This is a genomic window from Flammeovirga pacifica, from assembly GCF_000807855.2.
In the GTDB taxonomy this organism is placed as follows: Bacteria; Bacteroidota; Bacteroidia; order Cytophagales; family Flammeovirgaceae; genus Flammeovirga; species Flammeovirga pacifica.
In genome coordinates, this window is the sequence record NZ_JRYR02000001.1 from 656,303 (window position 1) to 677,768 (window position 21,466).

The 21,466-nt window shown below is 32.5% G+C and carries 16 protein-coding genes; 5 read left to right on the forward strand and 11 right to left on the reverse strand.

Going from position 1 to position 21,466, the window contains the following annotated elements:
• Nucleotides 1-54: 54 nt before the first annotated feature.
• Both NH26_RS02660 and NH26_RS02665 read right to left on the reverse strand, forming a co-directional pair.
• On the reverse strand, nt 55-861 hold the full coding sequence (locus NH26_RS02660; protein WP_044223899.1) for a 3'-5' exonuclease: 807 nt from the start codon (nt 859-861) through the stop codon (nt 55-57).
• A gap of 21 nt (nt 862-882) precedes the next feature.
• Nucleotides 883-2,736 (reverse strand): M61 family metallopeptidase, encoded by a 1,854-nt coding sequence (locus NH26_RS02665; protein WP_158021870.1) that lies wholly within the window; start codon nt 2,734-2,736, stop codon nt 883-885.
• Nucleotides 2,737-3,069: 333 nt separating this feature from the next.
• On the opposite strand from NH26_RS02665, the gene NH26_RS02670 reads away from it, so the two are divergent.
• From NH26_RS02670 to NH26_RS02685, 4 genes are all read left to right on the forward strand, one after another.
• Nucleotides 3,070-3,696 carry a hypothetical protein gene (locus tag NH26_RS02670; RefSeq protein ID WP_044223901.1) on the forward strand — a complete coding sequence of 209 codons (627 nt, stop codon included), beginning with the start codon at nt 3,070-3,072 and terminating at the stop codon, nt 3,694-3,696.
• 113 nt (nt 3,697-3,809) lie between these two features.
• A complete protein-coding gene (gene mtaB, locus NH26_RS02675; RefSeq protein WP_044223903.1) occupies nt 3,810-5,129 on the forward strand; it encodes a tRNA (N(6)-L-threonylcarbamoyladenosine(37)-C(2))-methylthiotransferase MtaB in 1,320 nt (439 codons plus the stop codon).
• Between the two features lie 220 nt (nt 5,130-5,349).
• Nucleotides 5,350-7,416 carry a DEAD/DEAH box helicase gene (locus tag NH26_RS02680; RefSeq protein WP_084812039.1) on the forward strand — a complete coding sequence of 689 codons (2,067 nt, stop codon included), beginning with the start codon at nt 5,350-5,352 and terminating at the stop codon, nt 7,414-7,416.
• 275 nt (nt 7,417-7,691) lie between these two features.
• On the forward strand, nt 7,692-9,989 hold the full coding sequence (locus NH26_RS02685) for a TonB-dependent receptor (protein ID WP_044223905.1): 2,298 nt from the start codon (nt 7,692-7,694) through the stop codon (nt 9,987-9,989).
• Nucleotides 9,990-10,015: 26 nt separating this feature from the next.
• On the opposite strand, the gene NH26_RS02690 is transcribed toward NH26_RS02685, so the two are convergent.
• From NH26_RS02690 to NH26_RS02730, 9 genes are all read right to left on the reverse strand, one after another.
• Nucleotides 10,016-11,512: a cryptochrome/photolyase family protein gene (locus tag NH26_RS02690; RefSeq protein ID WP_044223907.1), complete on the reverse strand. Its 1,497-nt coding sequence runs from the start codon at nt 11,510-11,512 to the stop codon at nt 10,016-10,018.
• Nucleotides 11,513-12,982: a cryptochrome/deoxyribodipyrimidine photo-lyase family protein gene (locus tag NH26_RS02695; protein ID WP_044223909.1), complete on the reverse strand. Its 1,470-nt coding sequence runs from the start codon at nt 12,980-12,982 to the stop codon at nt 11,513-11,515.
• Between the two features lie 12 nt (nt 12,983-12,994).
• Complete coding sequence (locus NH26_RS02700; RefSeq protein WP_044223911.1) at nt 12,995-13,276, reverse strand: TIGR03643 family protein; 282 nt, start codon at nt 13,274-13,276, stop codon at nt 12,995-12,997.
• 111 nt (nt 13,277-13,387) lie between these two features.
• On the reverse strand, nt 13,388-14,596 hold the full coding sequence (locus NH26_RS02705; protein ID WP_044223913.1) for an acetate/propionate family kinase: 1,209 nt from the start codon (nt 14,594-14,596) through the stop codon (nt 13,388-13,390).
• Nucleotides 14,597-14,719: 123 nt separating this feature from the next.
• Nucleotides 14,720-16,813, reverse strand: a complete 2,094-nt coding sequence (gene pta / locus NH26_RS02710) for a phosphate acetyltransferase (protein ID WP_044223916.1) — start codon at nt 16,811-16,813, stop codon at nt 14,720-14,722.
• A gap of 52 nt (nt 16,814-16,865) precedes the next feature.
• Nucleotides 16,866-17,246, reverse strand: a complete 381-nt coding sequence (locus NH26_RS02715; RefSeq protein WP_044223918.1) for a RidA family protein — start codon at nt 17,244-17,246, stop codon at nt 16,866-16,868.
• Nucleotides 17,247-17,332: 86 nt separating this feature from the next.
• The gene (locus NH26_RS02720; protein WP_044223921.1) at nt 17,333-17,695 is read right to left on the reverse strand and encodes an Hpt domain-containing protein; all 363 of its coding nucleotides are present in this window, start codon (nt 17,693-17,695) and stop codon (nt 17,333-17,335) included.
• Between the two features lie 21 nt (nt 17,696-17,716).
• A complete protein-coding gene (locus NH26_RS02725; protein WP_044223924.1) occupies nt 17,717-18,997 on the reverse strand; it encodes a sigma-54 interaction domain-containing protein in 1,281 nt (426 codons plus the stop codon).
• 58 nt (nt 18,998-19,055) lie between these two features.
• Complete coding sequence (locus NH26_RS02730; protein ID WP_044223988.1) at nt 19,056-19,844, reverse strand: carbonic anhydrase family protein; 789 nt, start codon at nt 19,842-19,844, stop codon at nt 19,056-19,058.
• A 292-nt stretch (nt 19,845-20,136) separates the two neighbouring features.
• Between NH26_RS02730 and NH26_RS02735 the strand changes: the two genes are divergently transcribed.
• The gene (locus NH26_RS02735; RefSeq protein ID WP_044223925.1) at nt 20,137-21,462 is read left to right on the forward strand and encodes an aspartate kinase; all 1,326 of its coding nucleotides are present in this window, start codon (nt 20,137-20,139) and stop codon (nt 21,460-21,462) included.
• The last annotated feature ends 4 nt before the right edge of the window (nt 21,463-21,466 follow it).

Sequence of the window (21,466 nt, forward strand, 5' to 3'; positions counted from 1 at the left end):
AAAGGCTGTCAATTTATTTTGACAGCCTTTTTTGTAAATCAATTTTTTTGATGATTATTTCTGGAATTGACTTTTTAAACGAATTTGCGTCAATTTACTTTTTGTATCTAAGGCAAAATCGTTATTAATGATCCAATCATAATAATGAGGGTCTCTTTTTAATGTTTCAGCAACTGATTTTCCTTTGTATTTACCAAAGTTAAAAATAGCCTCCCCTTCATTATTTAAAACCATACGGCCGGCAAAATCAACTAGGTTTTTAGCAGTAAGATCATGCAAGGCATTCATATCATTCTTAACAGGCTCATATTCTTTCCCGTTTTTATCTTTAATACTTACCCCTTCATAATGTTTCACTTGAGCATCAATCACGTCTAAAGTGGCAATAGTATCGGCTTCAGCAGAGTGGGCATCTTCTAATTCTCTACCGCAATAGAACTTTAGAGCAGCACCTAATGTACGAGGCTCCATCATGAAGAAAATCTTCTGGGCATCGACAATTTTTCTTTGGCTAAAATCAAATTCTATTCCTGCTCTAAGAAACTCTTCAGTAATTACAGGTAAATCAAATCTTAAAACATTGTATCCACCAATATCACTTCCTTTCATAAAGGCAGCAACATCTTTGGCTATTTGTTTAAATGTTGGTTTATCCTTGATGTCTTCATCATATATACCATGTATCTTACTAGAAGTACTTGGTATATGCATTTCAGGATTACATCTGTATGTTTTTATTGTTCTTTCCCCATTGATATCAGCCTTAACCATAGAAATTTCGATGATTCTATCTTTAGTGACATTGGTTCCCGTGGTTTCCAAATCAAATACAACCAATGGGTTTTTTAGATTCAAATTCATTGTTGGTAGTAGGATTATTTACTATTCTTCATCAGTAGTTTTACCTAACCATAGTTCTCTTAAACGAAGTTCTTCCTTGGAACAATTGTCGTTTAATTCGAATATATTTTCTTCTATCTGATGATTGATTATTGTTTTCGTTTTCAATTTAACAATTTTACCTTGTCTTCTTACAGTAACTTTAATTTTTGTGTTTTTTTTAGGAGAGTTAATCACACTATCTAAAATGTCGGTGATGTTTTCCACTGTAAGATCAGTATCATTATATTTTAATAATACGTCTCCAACTTGAAATCCCATTTTTAAACCGAAGACGTCCATATCACTTATATCTTCAATAAAAAGTTCTTCTTGATCGTTCATAGAAATACCTATATTTCCAAATGTGCCTGTAGGAGTAACTCTTTTTTCAGCATAGTCAATTCCCACTTTCTGGAATATTTCTTCCAAAGGAAGTCTATTATTATCTCCGACATATTTATTTAAATATGCTGTTGTTTCTGGTATACCACTCACTTTGCCTATAATATCAAAAAGGTCTTTATCTTTAAAAGACTTATCACTGCCAAATTTTTCTGAAAGTGTAATCATTAAATCTCTTAAGTCTTGTTGTCCATTGCTATTTTCAAGTAAGACAATATCCAAACCTAAGGCTATTAATGCTCCTTTCTCATAAACATTAGGGTATTGATCGCCGTGTTCATCCAAACAACCTTTACTCATTTCGGTAAAGGAAAGATCTCTGTCGTAAAGTTTAATTGTACTTAATATTTTCTTATTTAAGGCATTCAAATAAGTTTCCCTTTCAATTACATTTTGTTGTACTAATGCTAAGCCAGCAAAATATTCAGTCACCCCTTCATACAACCATAAATGCTCAGACATTTTAGGTTCCATGTAATCAAAATTGGCAATCTCTTCTGAATGAATGCTTAGAGGTGTAATAATATGAAAAAACTCATGGGCCGCTATATCTTGAATAATTCTGAGGATACGGTTAGGTGAGCCATAAGGGAGAAAATAAAATGAGCTATTCCAGTGTTCCAAAGCACCCATCGCTCCAGAAATTCCTGGTTCATCCGTAAGGTAAATAATGAAAGTATAACGGTCAGTTGGTAATTTACCTTTTAAAAAGGCTTCCTGTGCTATAAGGACATCTTCTAGTTTTTCAATTACTAATGAAGCATTAATTTTTTTATTTGGAGAATGTAAGCCTATAAAGACCTGAGTGTCGCCCACTTGAATACTTGCAGTGTCAGGTTGTGCATACATTATAGGGTTATCTACCAACCTGTGATAATTGGGTACAATATAATGATCCAAAGTATCAGAAGTGAATTCTTTTTTAAGGGAAGTAGAACCGTAAAGCGTTTTATTCTTTTTTATTTTAATTTGAAATGGGTAATCTATTTTCTGATCAAAAAAACCGAAAAAACCATGATTATTAAGAACAAAATTATTGTCTTTTTCAATGTTGGTACCTGCGGGTTCAAACACTTTTTGTGGGAGTCTAGTATCCCAAGTATCATCTACAGAATAAGAAATTTTGTGTAATGATGTTGCATTAGAGATTTCCCATCTATTTTTATCGATTTTTTTGACGGGCAATTCATCACCTGATTTTGTTTGTGCAGAAAACTGATCTATAAACCGACCAAAATCATAAATTTTGTATGTTCCTGGTACAATTGCAGGAAATTGAAATATCACTTTATCTTCCTTTAAAGAAGTAGTTAGATTTAGTTCTACTTTAATTTGATCGTCTGTGACGTTATTTAAATCTAGATGATATAAATACGAAAAGTGATCTTGACCAAATACATTAATTTGAATTGATAAAAATAAGTAGAGACAAAAAAATTGATAATATTTCATTTCAGTAAAAAACATAAAAAAATATCATCTCCGATAGGAGAATAGGAACTTTTGCAAGTTAGGAAAATTGAATCATTTCTATATGTTAGAATAGTATTTAAAATAAATTTATTTTGGCATTATAGGTAGGACTCCTTAAGTGATATGATGTTTTTACTAAGTATTTATAAATGAAAACTCAGCTTAAAAAACCACTGATTTCATTTCTTATATTACTCATAACATATTGTGTGTGAGGATGATTTTGATATTTAAGACTTTTAAATTAGATTGTTTTTCTCTCGATGACTTAATTGATATTTTTTGATAACTAAACTCTTCATTACAGCAATTATGCAAACTTTAAAAATAACAGTTTTTTTATGTTTTATTGGAACAATGATTTCCTGTAGTAAACCATCCCTTTCATTAGAATGGAAACAGCCTGTTACTGAAGAAGGATCTATAGCAAAAGAAAATTTCAAGATATTAAAACCAAAGGATATAAAGTTAGATACAACTATTTCTAGGTTTTTGTCACCTGTTTTTGATAGTTTGTTGTCTGAAGCCGAATTAGATAAATTCAATCCTACTACTCACGAGTTTCAATGTTCTGATTTATGTTGTCTGGAAATCAAAGAAGATATCAATGAAAGTTGGAGAGTGATTGAAAGTACAAGGAATTGTGGTTTGGAAGGAGTCGAGATTTCGAAATGGATTTATAAGAACAAAAAACTAATTTTCTATCAAGATGTTTGGGTAACTGATTATTCTGATACTAAATCTGACCATTACATATTAGATGAACTTTACATAAGAAATGCATCAGATATAAAAAGTTTAGAACGAGAAATAACGATAGAAGAATTTGATAATCATTTTTTTAATAAAAAATATACATCAAATAATCGAACCACAACACAAATAGAAGCAGCGTCTCGAAAAAAGATTGAAGAAATATTTACTCCTCACGAATTCTAAATTTCGTTATTTAAAATTAACATACGTTGCAACAAATATTTTCAATTCAGTAACATTCTCCTTACTTTTGTATTCCTTTTGAATTTTCGAAAGTGATTAATAATCAATCAGTAATGAGAAAAGTAGCCTTTTATACACTTGGTTGTAAATTAAATTTCTCTGAGACGAGTACTATTGGTCGTCAATTTGAGGAAAAAGGATATAAAAAAGTGGAGTTTGCAGATACTCCAGATATATATATAATCAACACTTGTTCTGTAACGGATAATGCCGACAAAAAGTGTCAGAAAATTGTACGTGAAGCAAAGAAAATTTCTCCAAATTCTTACGTTGCTATCATTGGCTGTTATGCACAGTTAAAACCAAAAGAAATATCTGAATTAGAAGGAGTGGATGCGGTACTAGGTGCAGCAGAAAAATTCCGTTTATTAGATCTTTTAGATGGTTTTGTGAAAACTGAAGAACCTCAGGTATTAGCAAAAGAAATTAAGGAGACGAAAGAATTTGTTTCAGGTTACTCCATGAACGATCGTACAAGAACATTCTTGAAGGTGCAAGATGGATGTAATTACAAGTGTTCTTTCTGTACAATCCCTCTAGCAAGAGGGAAGTCGAGGAGTGCTAGTATTGATGATATCATTAAAAATGCGAAGGAAATTGCAGCTTCTGATGTGAAAGAAGTTGTATTAACTGGTGTAAACATCGGTGATTTCGGTATTATTGATGGGAAACGTCAAGAGAGACTCATTGATCTATTAAAAGAATTAGATAAAGTAGAAGGTATAGAGCGTTATCGTATCTCTTCTATTGAACCTAATTTATTGGACGAAGAAATTATTCAATTCTGTACACAATCCGATAAATTTGTTCCTCATTTCCATATTCCTCTTCAGTCTGGTTCAGACAAGATGTTAGAGCTAATGAGGAGACGTTACAGAACGGATCTGTATCAATCTAGAATTACTGAAATTAGAAGTCAAATGCCAGACGCATGTATTGGTGTTGATGTAATTATTGGTTTTCCTGGAGAAACAGAAGAAGATTTCTTAGATACCTACAATTTCTTAAATGAATTAGATGTAGCTTATCTTCACGTCTTCACTTACTCTGAACGTCCAAATACTGATGCCGTGCATATGGATGGCGTTGTACCAAAGGCTGAAAGAGCAAAGAGATCTAAAATGCTTCGTATTCTGTCTGATAAAAAGAAAAGAGCTTTTTATGAGACTCAATTAGGAACCACTAGAACAGTTCTTTTTGAACATGATATTGAAGAGGGAAAAATGTTTGGTTTTACAGAGAACTATGTGAGAGTAGAAGCCAAATACGATCCTGCTTTAGTAAATGAGCTAAAAACAATTGAATTAGTTCAAGTCAACGACGAAAATATTGTTGAAATTAAAGAACCAGAAATCATTTACGAAAAACACTAATAAATTAGTGGAGTAATTTGATTTTAATTGGATTCTAAAGAAATAAAAGTAGGCTGTCTCTATTTATTACGAGACAGCCTTTTTTAGTAAATAAAATCTGAAGGGGGGAATGAAAATGCTTTTATGAGTGTTCATCACCAAATACTTCTTAAATTCCTATCATTTGCTATAGTTATCTCGCAGAACAAGTTAACTTTGCACAAAATATTGTTTAGAATTTATGCATCAACCAAAGAGAATATACCTTGTTCGTCACGGACAAACCGCTTATAATACCAAACGCATCGTTCAAGGAAGAAAGATAAATGCTGATTTAAATGAGAATGGTCAGAAACAAGCATCATTATTATTTGATGCTTATAAAGACTTTCCGTTTGATAAGCTTTATGTTACTTCATTAAAAAGAACACATCAAACTGCTCAAGGGTTTATTGAAAAGGGGATTCCCCATGAAATAATGCCAGAGTTTGATGAGATGGATTATGGAGATTATGAGGGGAATTCTATTGATGACTGTGTTATTGATGGATTAACTGTACAAGGGATTTCCGATGAATGGGAAAAGGGTAATTTTGATGCATTTCCTAAAGGAGGTGAACAATTAATGGACGTTCTTCGTCGTGAAGCTGAAGGTTTGGAGAAAATCATGGTGAACGAAAACGAGAGAAACGTCATGATTTGTATGCACTCTAGATCTATCAGAATATTCTTATGTCTTCTATTAGACATGGATTTTGATAAGATGAAAAACTATGCTCCCAAAAATACGGGTGTTACAACATTAGAGTTTAACGAGTATACTGGAGAATTTAAATTAGTTGAATTCAACAATATTGATCACCTTGGTGATGATCCTCAATTAACTTTCTTACCAAGAAAAAAGGGAGATACACCAGAAACAGTTGCTCAAGAGGCAAAGGTGGAGGAAACCTCTGAAGGATTTAGAAAGTTTAAATTAAACAAACAATTATATCAAGTTTGTGAAGAACTTGGATATGAAAATCCAACACCAATTCAAGAGAAAGCGATTCCGTTAGTATTAGCGGGTCATGATTTATTTGGTATTGCTCAAACAGGTACTGGTAAAACAGCAGCTTATCTTTTGCCACTATTGTACAAGGTAAAATATGCTCAAGGGAACGATCCAAGAGTATTAATATTAGTACCTACAAGAGAGTTGGCAATACAAGTTGGTAAGGAAGTAGATATATTAGGTAAATACACCGGTTTGAGACATGCAGTGGCTTATGGTGGAATTGGTCCTAAAACTCAAATTGAGCAAATTGAAAACGGTATTGATATTTTAGTAGGCACGCCAGGTAGAGTAATGGATATTTACTCTAGAGGTAAGCTGAAAACAAAATCAATCAAATATATGGTCTTGGATGAGGCAGATAGAATTATGGATATGGGATTCATGCCTCAAATTCGTCAAATGCTAGAAATCATTCCAAGAAAACGTCAAAATTTACTTTTCTCAGCTACAATGCCTGATATTGTAGTGAAATTAAGTGAGGAGTTTTTGGAGTATCCTCAAAGAGTAGAAATTACTCCTCAGGCAACAACAGCTGAAATGGTTGATCAGTTTTTATACTATCTACCGAACTTCAGAACGAAGCTTAACTTCCTTGAATATTTATTGAATGAAGAGGATAATGAATTATCTCGTGTGATTGTTTTCGTGAAAAAGAAGGATCATGCTAATGGTATTTTTAGTTACCTAGAAAGAAAAATTAAAGGGGAAGTAAAAGTGATCCATGCAAATAAAGGTCAGAATGCTAGAATTAATAGTATTCAAGCCTTTAAAGATGGAGGAGTAAGAGTTTTAGTTGCTACAGATGTAGCAGCAAGAGGTATTGATGTGAGTATGGTTTCTCATGTGATTAACTTTGATGTGCCTGTAATGTATGATGATTACGTTCACCGTGTTGGTAGAACGGGGCGTGCAAATAATACAGGAGTTGCCTTCACTTTCTGTAATGATGCTGAAAAATATCATTTAAAGAAAGTAGAAAAAAGAATCAATAAAGAAATTCCAGTACTAGAATTGCCACTTGACTTAGAATATGGTGAAGCACCAAAAGATGAGAGACAAGAGATGGCAATGGAAATCGATAGACAAAAGAAAATCGAGGATCCTAATTATAAAGGAGCCTTCCACGAGAAGAAAAAGAATAAAGATAAAGTCGATAAAAATCGAAGACTTAAAAATAAATCTTCCATGGAAAAACAAAGAGCAAGTGGTAAAATATCTGCTTACTTAGGTTCTGGAAAGAAGAAGAAATAATAGACTACAAAGGCTGTCTTACATATTGTGAGGCAGCCTTTTTTATGATTACAACATATTACAAGTAATCATTATGTATTAGGTGAAATTATTAATAACCATTAATTATCCTAGAAATTTAAAAAACAACAATAAAAGTGTTCAATTACAGTAGGATAAGTTGACTTTTATCGATCTTAATAAAAGATTATGATTATTCTCTTTCTCATTCCTTAAAATAGTTTAATTTTGCAATTATGTTGCAAAAGACTTTTTTCGCTTGTGTATTGATTTTAATGTTCATACACAATCCCTTATATGCTCAAGAACCAAACTTCAAAGGTTCCATTTTAGACGAATCTTCCGAACAACCATTAGAAGGTGTTGAAGTGTTTTTTAATGGTAAGATGGTTGTATCCGATAAACGCGGACGCTTCAACTTCTATTATAATTCCTCTGTAGTAGAGATAAGATGTCATTTTCTTGGTTTTAAGGATTATACAGTCCAATTAAAAGAGAATAGATCTAAAAGAATCTTTATGGAAGAAGCCTTCCAAGAATTGGAAGAGATTGAAATTCATGAACACGGTCATGATGATATGTCTTTGGCAGGGATGAATTTGTCGTCCATAAATGCTTATACTTTGGATGCAGAAAAAGGGACTACTATTGCAGAAACTTTATCAAAAACTCCGGGTGTTTCTTTCATATCAACTGGTGTTGGTATTTCTAAACCAACTGTAAGAGGAATGGCAGGTTCCAGAGTTGTTGTAAGTGTAGATGGAGTAAAATTGGAAGATCAACAGTGGGGAATGGATCATGGTCTTTCTGTTGGCCAACCCAATGTAGATGAGGTCGAAATTGCCAAAGGAGCAGCTACTTTGAAATACGGATCTGACGGTCTTGGTGGTGTAATCAAAATGAAATCTCCTCAACCCCTTGGTAGAGATGGAGTAGAAGGGAAAATTGGATTAAACTATAAGAATAACAATAAATACTTTAGTGGTGACGCTAAAGTAAATGGACAAAAAGGAAAAATATTCTACCAAGTTTCTGGAGGATATGAAGACTTTGGTAATTATAGAGTTCCAGCAGAAGAGTTTTCTTATTTAGGAGGCATTTTCAAATTAAAGGATGGAATATTAGTCAATACAGGAGGAAGCATTGGTTCATTTAAAACAACCGTAGGTTATGAAGGAAACCATTGGGTACATAGTGTTTCTTACAGTTTGTTTTCTGAGTCTGTGGGCTTGTTTCCTGGTGCAACAGGTATACCTACCAATAATTGGCTACAAAGCTTTGAAGATAAAAGAAGACCTGAAGTTCCCAAACAAGAAATAGATCATCAAATGTTGACTTACAACTCTCATGTAGATGTTTGGGGTGGTAATATTTGGTTTGATTTGGGGTATCAATACAACGATCGAAAAGAATTATCTGACCCTGTTAGACATGGAAGGCCTTTAAATGAATATGGTTTTGTTGCTAACCAATTGGATTTAAGAACAACATCTGCTAATGTTCACTTCGATAAAGAAGGAAGAGTTATGCATTGGGAGGTAGGTGTCAATTTTGAAAATCAACAAAACAGAAGAAGTGGGTTTGACTTTTTAATTCCTGATTATGATCAAAATACTTTTGGTGGTTATGCCATGTTTGGATTGCCATTAAATGAGAAAGTGAAAATGATTGGTGGTGTGAGGTTTGATTATATCACATTTGCTTCAAAGGCTTATTATGATTCTTATTTTCAAGATCCACCCAACTCTGGGAATCCATGGCAAAGAGTAGATGATATCGACAATCAATATGAAAATCTGTCAGCTTCATTAGGAGTACAATTCAAAATGTTTAATCAGATTGATGCTAATACCAATATTGCAAGGACTTTTAGAGCACCAAGAGCGAATGAGTTAGCTTCCAATGGTGTTCATCATGGTACATTTAGACATGAACAAGGTACTCCCGATTTGAATCCCGAACAAGGTTATCAATGGGATTTTAATATGTCTTATTCAAAGAAGAAAATCAATGTAGCGTTAAACCCGTATTTTAATTATTACACTAATTATATTTATTTATCAGCACAACCAGAACCTTCTCCTTTGCCAGATGCTGGTCAAATTTATAAATATATAGAAGCGAGTGGTTATTTTGTAGGCTATGAGTTTGCTTTAGATTGGGAGGTGAGAAGAGATATCAAATTACATAATTCAGTAGAATACGTGTATTCTCAAAATACAGAACGCAATAGATCATTTTCATTTGTTCCTCCCTTATCATCTATGACAGAACTAACTTACACACATACTGTTATCAGTAACTTTCTATCAAAACCCTTCGCAAGTGTCAATCTACAACTGACAGGGGATCAGAATAGGGTAGACATTAATGAATTAGAAACTCCTGGCTATGGTATTGTCGGGTTAAAATTTGGTACAGCATTTAATATGCAAAGAGTATATGGTAATTTAATTTTTAGGGTTGATAACCTTTTTGATAATAACTATATGCGTCATTTATCAAGGTATAGAATTTTGAATTTACCAGAACCAGGAAGAAACTTTTCTATAAACCTCACAGCTTGGTTCTAGGAGAAATATTATATCAACTCTTTAGTTTAAAATAAAGAAGTTTGAGGAAGCTGATGGTCTTTCAGAAATAATTCTGCAGAGGTCATCAGTTTTTCTTTTTTAGCAATATCCATCTTATCATAATTATTGATGAGCATGCTTAGTCTAGGATTTTTCTTAAGTATATCCCTATGTTTATCCATGAATCTCCAGAATAAACCATCCCAAGTAAATTGCCAATCTCCTTTTTTATAATTACTCATTTTAAGGATATAATTACTGCTAGAAATATATGGTTTAGAGGCCATAAGCCCTCCATCAGAAAACTGACTCATTCCATATATGTTGGTTACCATTACCCAATCGTATGCATCAATAAAGTACTCCATAAACCATTGATAAACTTCATCAGGATGAATTTCACAAAGGAGCATAAAGTTACCAAGAACCATTAATCGTTCTATATGATGACAATAGGCAGTTTCATTAAGTTTTTTGATAGTTTGATCAATAGGAGGAATCCCAGTCGAACCATTATATAAACTGTCAGGCATTTTTTTAGTAAACTTCCAAAAGTTCTTTGTTCGTTCTTGTCTGCCATTGGCCTCATATATTCCTCTAATAAATTCTCTCCAACCAATTATCTGTCTTAAAAACCCTTCATGAGAATTTATAGGTACATTTTTATTTTCATAGAATTCATTAGCATGGTTAATCACTTGATAGGGAGTAAGCAAGCCAATATTGAGCATTGGTGAAATGACACTATGGTTTAAAAATGATTCAGTAGAAACAATCGCGTCTTCATAAACCCCAAACTCTTCATACCTTTCATTTAAAAACAGTAATAACCATTCTTCTGCCTCTTTGAAGGTAGTAGGATATAAAGGAAGTTCTTCTAAAGTACCCAAATGATCACTGTAACGATTATTGACATAAGATACCGCTTCTTTGTAATAGTCGTTTTGAGGTAATTTTTTTAATGATGGAGGAGTTTTTTTAGCAGGATATTTTTTTCTATTATCAGTGTCAAAAGACCATTTACCACCTACAGGCTCATTGTCTTTATCCATTAATAACCCTAATTTCTGTCGTTGTTTTTTATAGAACTGTGAATGATGGTATTTCTTTTTCTCATTTTTAAAATAGTCATCATTGTCTTTTTTTGAATTGATGAATAATGGAGAAGAAAGCCAATTCAGATGAAATTGTTGTAATTGACATTGTTCTATGATTTTTTTAGAAAGCCAATCATCTACAACATCAATACAATATATTTGATGATAACCTTCTGAGTAAATCCTCTCAAATAAATTAGTCAAATGTTTTTCCTCAATGTATTCAACATGATATTTCAAATGGATTAAAAAGTCAGCATACCATTTCATAGTGGCTCTGTGATAAGCTAATTTTTGTTTATGAAATTTATATTGACTAAAAAATAAGGGGTCTTCTATTATAAAAAAGCAATCCACTTCTTGCTTAAAAAGTGGAGATTGCTCAAATAACTGATGAGGGTAAATAAGGGCGGCTGTTTTAGACATCTATATTGCTTTTGAAGTATTATTTCGGGTGTGTAAAACTAAAATACGATTTTTTTCTTTTTGTACCTCCTCTGTTTTACGGTGTGAATAGATTTTTAAACGAGCGGCTTTCCCTCTTTCTTTTAAATTGATAATTGGGTCAGGATAATTAATTGATTCAATCCCATTAAAAGCCAAATCTAAACGGGTCATAGTCCAAGGTTCGTGGATATAACGTTTAGGAATGTCATTTAATTCAGGAACCCACTTTTTAATGAATTCCCCTTCGGGATCGTGATCTATAGATTGTTTAACAGGATTGTAGATTCTAACAGTATTGACTCCTGTGGTTCCCGCTTGCATCTGGAATTGAGTATAATGAATACCCGGTTCATAATCTAAGAAAAGGTTGGCTAAATGAAATACGCCTCTTCTCCAATCTTGATCCAAATGATGACAAAGGAAACTCACTAACATAGCTCTCATTCTGAAATTAATCCATCCTGTAGCTATTAAACAACGCATGCTAGCATCTATGAGTGGGAAACCAGTTTGACCTGTTTTCCATGCTTCAAGAAATTTATTATTATTACTGTAATGTAAGCCTTCGAAACCTTGATTAACACATTGGTATTCGTACTCACTTTCTGATTCAAATTTTTGTATAAAATGACAATGCCATTTTAATCTTGTCAAAATACCGCTAAATGCTCGACCATAAATTGCTTTATTAGGGTGATTATTAACGAATTGATAAGTTTGTTTAATACTTATATTCCCCCAAGATAAATAGGGAGAGATTCTCCCACAGCTTTTTCTGCTTGCTAAAGGTTTAGAAATGAACTTATGATAATTCTTGCCTCTATCCTGAGCAAATGATTTTAAATACTTCCAAGCATTATCTTCTCCTGCAGGCTGTAAATTTCTATTATACTTTTCTAAAGAATGTTTTATTGAGGATGGTAAAAGAAAAGGGTGTTGTAAATTTGAGGTATTTGATGGTGAAAAGACGTTTTTGATGATAGGGGAGTTCATTGTTATTTTCCATGCTTCATCCCAGCCCATTCTATTGTTTATTCCTCTTATAACTCCATCTCTTTGGTATTCTTTCCATTCAATATTTCTCTCATGAAATAACTTTTTTATTTTCTTATCTCTAGTATAAGTAATATCAATTCCACTTTCTTGATAAGAAAATACAGTATTAATATCGTATTGTTCTGTGAAATACGAAAAGGCTTCGTAGGCCTCGGCGTATAAAATTTCTACTTTTCTATTATAAATTGATAAGCAATCATTCATTTTTAAAATAGAATGATATACGAATTGTAAATGTCTCTGTGATGTATCTTTGTAGGATGTAATGGAAGGTTCGATTAGATAAATAATGATATAGGGCAAATCGGATTTTTCAGCTTCAAATAAAGCCTTGTGATCTTGGGTTCTTAAATCTCTTTTAATCCATACAATATTTAGTTTTTCATTATTCATAATTGAGAAGAGTTAGCGTTTACTTAATTTATTGAATGTAATGAGCCTTTGATGGTTCGATTTAAATTTTTTCATTTCACTTGAACGTTTTTTCAAGTGTTTACTGCTTTTACCTGAATTCACTCTTTTCCTCCACAAAATGTAGCTTCTTCTCTTGAGTGTTTTCATCATTATGTCTTTGACCTCTGATTCTGATAGACCAAATTGGTACTTGATTGCGGAAAAAGGAGTTTTGTCTTCCCATGCCATTTGAATGATTCTATCAGTATCTTCAGAGTTCAATATTTTTTCCATAATAACTAAACTTAAAATCTTATATTTTGTTTAACGTTTTAATAAAAAAATTAAACAAAAAAAGAGCAAGTAATTTTACTTGCTCTTTCTGATATATATAATAGGAATTGATTAGTTCAAAACTGCCAATGTTTGTTGTGCAATTTCTAACTCTTCGTTAGTTGGAACAATCAATACTTTTACTTTAGAAGTTGGAGTTGAAATTTCTTCAATATCAGATGCTCTTAAGTTGTTATTCTTTTCTGCATCTAATTCAATTCCTAAACCTTCAAGCTCAATAGAAGCATAATGGCGAATACCATGATCATTTTCACCAACACCAGCAGTGAAACAAATAGCATCAGCACCATTAAGAGCAGCCATGTAAGCTCCAATATATTTTTTAATACGGTAAGTGTACATATGAGTAGCAAGAATGGCTACTTCATCACCTTTGGCAAAACGATCTTCAATATCTCTCATATCAGAATCGCCAGTTACACCTAACATACCTGATTTTTTATTTAATAGATCATATACCTCATCAGATTTCATATTTAATTTATCCATTAAATAGAAAACAACAGCAGGATCAATATCACCAGAACGAGTACCCATCATCAATCCATCAAGAGGAGAGAAGCCCATAGATGTATCGATACATTCGCCATTTCTAACTGCAGACATTGAACATCCGTTACCTAAATGAACAGTAATGATTTTAGAATCTTTGTCTTGAAGTCCTAAATGATCAATAGCTGCTTTTGAAACATATTTATGTGACGTACCATGCATACCATAAACACGTACACCATGTTGTTCATATAACTCTGTTGGTACAGCATAACGGAATGCTTTACCAGGCATAGTTTGATGAAAAGCAGTATCAAATACAGCAACTTGAGTAGCTTTTGTGAAAATTGCTTTACAATCTTCAATTCCTTGTAAATTGGCAGGGTTGTGAAGCGGAGCTAATTGAAAACATTCTTTAATTTTAGCTTCAACTTCTTCAGTAATTACCATAGTATCACTAAAGAATTCACCACCATGAACAACACGGTGTCCTACAGCTTGAATGTCATCAGTATTCTGGATTACTCCGTTGTCTGCATCTGTTAATAAAGCAACTACCTCAGTTAAACCAATGTTGTGGTTAGGAATAGGTAATTCTTTTTTTGTTTTAGTAGCATTACCTTCTTTATCGAAAGTTTTATGAGTAATGATTCCATTTTCAAGACCGATTCTTTCAACGATACCTGAACACAATACTTGCGTACCATCCATCTCAAACAATTGATATTTCAGAGATGAACTACCTGCATTAATTACAAGGATTTTCATTTTTATATGAATATTTATAAATGATATTTCAGCAAAAATAAGAAAGATTACCCCTTACTACGTAAGAGGTAATCTTAATATATTTGAAGTAAATCTAAGATTTACTATAAATTCAACCAACAATTAAGCTTGATTTCCTTGAATTGCAGTAATAATAACTGTATTCAAGATGTCCTCAACTAAACAACCTCTAGAAAGATCATTTACAGGTTTATTTAAACCTTGAAGAACTGGGCCAATTGCAATTGCACCTGTTTCTCTTTGAACGGCTTTGTAAGTGTTGTTACCTGTATTCAAATCAGGGAACACAAGAACATTAGCTTGACCTGCTACCTCAGAACCTGGCATTTTTTGAGCACCTACTGTTGGATCTACAGCCGCATCGTATTGGATAGGGCCTTCGATTTTAAGATCAGGACGCTTTTCTTTTGCAATTTCTGTTGCTTTTCTTACTTTTTCAACTTGCTCACCCGATCCTGATGAACCAGAAGAGTAAGATAACATGGCGATTTTTGGTTCAATACCAAAAGCAATTGCAGTCTCTGCTGAAGAAATTGCAATTTCTGCCAATTGTTCAGAATTAGGGTTAGGGTTTACAGCACAGTCACCATAAACTAAAACACGATCAGGTAAACTCATAAAGAATACTGATGATACTACTGAAGTACCTGGTTTAGTTTTGATCACCTGAAGTGCAGGACGGATAGTAGCTGCAGTAGTGTGAACTGCTCCAGATACCATACCATTAGCATCACCCATTTGTACCATCATAGTACCGAAGTAAGAAACATCAGACATTGCATCAGTTGCCATATCTAAGTTCATTCCTTTATGTTTTCTTAATTCATATAAAGTATTTACATACTCACTGAACTTAACATATTCAACAGGATTGATAATCTCAATTTTATCAAAATCGATAGTGATAGCATTTTTTCTAGCTACATCTATGATTTCTTCTTTATTACCTAAAAGGATAATATCAACAATATCTTGAGAAGCTAAAATAGCTGATGCCTCAAGTACTCTGTGATCATTACCTTCTGGTAAAACAATTCTAGCCTTTTTCTGACGTGCTCTTTCTGTAAGAGTGTATTGGAACATCTTAGGAGTCATTCCCTTCACTTTTACTTGAGCAAGTAATTCAGAAAGGATTTTCGAGTCAACGTGTTTATCAAATAATTCTTTTGCATAAGAAATTCTTGATAAATCATTTGCTCTCATAGAAGCATGTACTTCGTTGGCAAAATTTGCAGTCAAGTAAGTGTTCTCTGGTACAGATAGGATAGGGAACATATCTTGCATACCTTCAATCAAGTGCTTAATAGAATCATCAGGTTCTAAACCTGTTGTTAAAAGCATACCTGAAATGTTAGGGTAAGACTGTGCTTTGTGTGCTGAGATAGTACCTAAAACAACATCACCTCTATCACCAGGAGTAATTACCAAAGAGTTTTCTTTGATTTTAGGTAAGAAGTTTTGCATTTGCATTGCTGCAATTGTGATATTATCCACAAGTACATCTAGGTTTTTCTCACCATAAAGTACTTTTGCATTCGTATGTTCTACAATATCTCTTACTGTAGGGCTAGACATTCTATCATCAGCAGGGATTGTTGTAAGTAACATTTTATTCCCTTTGAACTGTTTCGCCAATTCTGTGTCAAGATCAGTAATGATATCAGTATTGACACGGTTAACAATTGATCCAATGACGTCACAATCGTTAGAAGCAAAATCATCAATTGCAACTCTTAATGCATCAATACAATCATCAATTGATTTATTGTGTGCATTAGTAAGAATAAGTACAGGAGATGCTAAGTTTTTAGCAAATTCAATATTTAAACTATGCTCTAATGTGATACTGTTTTTGTAATCAGAACTTTCGATAAGGATAAAATCGAAACGCTCTTCAAGACGTTTATATTTAGAGATCACAATCTCTAACATTTCATCTTTTTTACCTTGAGAAATTAATTCGTTAGCTTTTTTTAATGTAAGCCCGTAAGCTTCATCATAATTAAGGTCTAATCCGAAATGATCAATAACTAATGAAATATGTTCATCTTCTTTTCCAGAATTATAATCTCCAATCACAGGTTTGAAAAAACCTACTTTTGAACTTTTACGAAGGGAATTTTCTAAAATTCCTAACGCAACTAATGCTTTGCCACTATTTGGCTCTGCAGTACTGATGTAAATCGAATTCGTCATCTTATTTATTACGAGATTGTTGTTTGTATATGTGGTTAGTATGCGGTTAATATTACTTAACAGCAATACATGAGATTTCTATGCCTACATCTTTTGGCAAACGTGCTACCTGAACAGTTTCTCTTGCAGGAGCAGTTGCTTCCTCAAAATAGGTAGCATATACGTTGTTAATACTTACGAAATCGTTCATATCTCGTACGAAAATGCTGCATTTAACAACGTTACTGTAGTCCATTCCTGCTGCTTCAAGAACATAGCCTAGGTTTTTCATTACCTGATGTGTTTCATTTTCGATACCATCAGACACAAAATTACCTGTAGATTGATCAATTGCAATTTGACCAGAAACGTAAAGAGTATCGTTGTTTAGGATTGCTTGTGAGTAAGGGCCCAATGGTGATGGAGCTAACTTACTAAAGATTACTTTTTTCATGAGAGTTTGATAATATTCAGATATAATTTTGTTACAAAAATATATACTAAAATCAGCTCTCATAGTGACACATGTCAGTTTTCACATTAATTATGTAAAAATTGTTGAATTTGGTCTTTAAGAATACTACTACTTGTCAAAAACGTATTAATAATTTCGATATAACCCTTTTCATCGAAATCGTCCAATAGATAATCTTTTTCAAGATGTAAGATTACATCAGATAAAGAACTAACTCCTAATATTTGAAATGATGGTTTTAATCTATGTGCCACTTTTGCTATTGTAGACCAATCATTATAACTTTTTGCTTCGTTGATCTCCTCCATGCCCTCATTGAGATTTGTAAGGAAAGAATCTATCATTTTTGTTACAAAACTATCGTCACCTCTAGAAAGTGCCTGTAATTGTGTTAAATCGTACATTTTTGGGTTCTGAACAGTACTCATGGGCTATATTATAAATTTAAATTATCTGCTAATCTTGCCATCTTTGATCAATTGGTAAATCTTTGACTTACTAATGTTCAGGATGTCTTTTACATAATTTACTCTACCTTTGTATTTTTTCAAAAAATATTCAATTATTTCGATGTTATATTCTTCAAGAGTTCGTTCTTTTTCAAGAAGGTCTTTCTTAAATTCAACTTTTTCTAACAATATGTCTACTCCTCTAATTTCATTTTCATCTGCTAAAGTGATAGCTAATTCAATCAAAGCTCTTAATTGTCTAATATTCCCAGGAAAAGAATAATCTTCCAATTTTTGTTTGGCTTCATTGGTTAATGATTTCTGAGGTATATTTGAATTTTTTGATATGTAGTTCTCAATAAAGAATTGACTAAGAGGAATGATATCCTCTTTTCTTTCTCGTAATGGGGGTAATTCAATGGGTAGGCCTAATAAACGATAATATAAATCTTCTCTAAATTTACCTTCACTGACCTCATTTAATAGATTTTTATGAGTAGCTGTAATCAAACGTACATTAATTGGAATAACTTCATTGCTACCAATTCGAGTTATTTCTCTTTCTTGTAATACTCTTAATAATTTTGATTGTAAGTCAAGAGGAAGTTCACCGATTTCGTCTAAAAATAAAGTACCCCCTTCAGCTTCTTCAAATTTTCCTTCTCTTCTTTTTGTAGCACCCGTGAAAGCTCCTTCTTCATAACCAAATAATTCAGACTCTATAAGTTCATTAGGTATAGAAGCAACGTTAATAGCCACAAACTTCCTGAGTTTTCTCGGTGAATTTTGATGTACTGCTTGTGCAATCAGTTCTTTACCAGTACCTGTTTCACCAACAATATTTACATTGATGATGGTTTTAATTGCTTTCTCCATTACATCAAATACCTTTTTCATCGCTTCAGATTTCCCTTTGATAAGGTATGAATAATCGGTGGGTAGTGAAGACGTAGAAGTAGCTTGATATTTTACTAGAGATTTTAAAATATTGATTTCTAACTGATCATCATTTAATAAAAAGGAAGAAAAACCAAAAGCCTTTGTTTTCTTAAAGTAGGAATAGCTATCTATTGATGATATTAAGTAGGAGTCAATGGTATTGATATCAATAGATGAATAATTAATTAATTCGTCATCTACGAAGATAACATCAAGATGTTGATCATTTTTTTGAAATTTTTCTTCAGAATCAAAATGAATCAAGTGATGATGATCCATGATTTGAGGCTGAATAAAACAACTTAATACAGTGTCGTTACTAGTAATTATACCGATTCTCATATTGAAAAAAAAAGGAGTACTTCAAAAGTACTCCTTTCTTTACTGTATTAAAAACAGTTTATAATTTTTTAGCCGTAACCATCAAATCTTCTTTTTCGACATGACGACCTTTTAAAGCTTGGATATGTCTAGCATTGTTTCCTTCAATTTTATTCAACAACTGAATTTGTTCTTCAGAAGCTTCAAAAATGATTTGATTAATATGCCAAGAAACTGTTTCAGTGTATGGAGCAGTAGTTAATGATCCACTATAGTGATAATAATGTTTCATTTCTTCACAACCATATTTACCAAATAGATCTTCTAAGTTAACCTCATAATCAGCAACTGTTGCAATACCATGCTTATCTCCAGGAATCTTATTTAAAAATTCATTGATGAATGGGTTTTCTTTACCCATTTTAAATAGGATACCTATTACTAAGTAATGAGGTTTATCAGAATGCTCATTGGCTAAAACATTTACCATGTGCATTTCCATAGGATAAGTAATGCCATCAATTTGGTGTTCTGATGGTGTATGAAAGTGCAACTGATTAAAATTGTACTTTACTTCATCAAAAACAAGTTGTGATGTAGAATCAAAATCAAGTTGAACTGTATGCCCTTTATTTTCTACAGCATTACAGTGTGCCTCAATATTTAATTTAGAATTTACAACTCCATCTACCTTATCAGTTAAGATATTAATTGGAGATTGAATGTCGCCAAATTCTGAATCAGGAACAGCATACTCATGTAGTATTTCATTAGATGCTACATGGTCGTTGTTTATGTTTTTAGTTTCAGGACTACACGCACAAAATAGTAATCCAATTATGCAAAGTTTGAAATAAGAAAGTTTCATCATAACGAGCGGATAATTGTACCTTGTTATTAATAAGAAATTTGAATACTCTTAACAAGGTGCAAGTATATAATTTATTAAATAGTCATCAAGTGATTGTTAATGGTCAAATTTAATAATTTTCATCATCAAATATCAAAAAATGGGGAAAGTTATTAGTTAATTGTTTTAAATATAACACCATGTGTTATTTAGGTATTTATTGTTTGAATTTTTCTTAACAAAAGCATCGATATCCATCTTTGTAACGTATTAAATTAAACACAAATTAAGTTTATCAAAAAATAGTGCGATGTTAGTATATAAGTTTGGAGGAACTTCAGTGGGTTCAGCAGAGAGAATGATGCAAGTGAGCGATATTATCGTTGGCGGCGATCAAAAAATTGTAGTTTTATCAGCAGTTTCTGGTACTACAAATTCTTTGGTGACTATTTGCGACGCTTACTATGCCAATGATAAAACATTAGCAGACAAGTTAGTAGAAGACTTTCGTCCGAAATATGACAAACATATTTTTGAATTATTACATGAGGAAGCTTCAAGAAAAGAAGCTAATGCATTAATGGAAGAGAAATATGCTCTATTAAAATCTTACAATGTAGATAGTTTCTCTGAATTAGAAGAAAGAGAAATTCATGCTCAAGGAGAGTTGATTTCTACTAAGTTAATGCAGTTATATCTTCAGGAAAAAGGAGTGAATTCCGCTTTAATCCCTGCCTTAGATTTTATGCGTACAGAAAATGGTGAGCCATTGTACCCTGAAATCGAAAACAGATTGACTAAAATTCTACAAGAAAATTCGGATATAGATCTATTCATTACTCAAGGTTACATTTGTACAAATGAATTTGAACAAGTAGATAACCTGAAAAGAGGTGGTAGTGATTATACAGCATCAATTATTGGCGCTTGTGCAGGAGCAAAAGAAGTTCAGATTTGGACTGATATTGATGGTATGCACAACAATGATCCTAGATTTGTTGAAAATACCAAAGCAGTAGAATGTTTAACATATGATGAAGCAGCAGAGTTAGCTTACTTTGGAGCTAAAATTCTTCATCCTCTAACTGTTTTACCTGCAAAGAGAAAATCAATTCCGGTCCGTTTGAAAAATACAATGGTACCAGAAGCTTTTGGTACAGTAATAGGACCGCAATGTGATCATACATTACCAGTGAAATCTATTGCTGCGAAAAATGATATTGTGGCTATTAAAATTAAATCATCTAGAATGTTGATGGCTTATGGTTTCTTGAAAAATGTTTTCCAAATTTTTGAAGATCACCAAACGCCAATTGATATGATTACTACTTCAGAAGTAGCCGTATCTTTAACAGTTGATAAAACGGATGCATTGCCACAGATCATTAAAGATTTAGAGAAATTTGGTAAAGTAGAAGTAGACCATGATCACTCAATTGTATGTGTTGTTGGTCAATCATTAATTGAAGATACAACGGTTGTTTCTCGTGTTGTAAATGCAATTGAAAACCTTTCTGTAAGAATGATTTCTTATGGAGGAAGTGCTAATAATATATCAATCTTAGTACCTACAAAAAATAAAAATGAAGCATTGAATCTTTTACATAATGCGCTCTACAATGAGACTTTAGTATAGATTT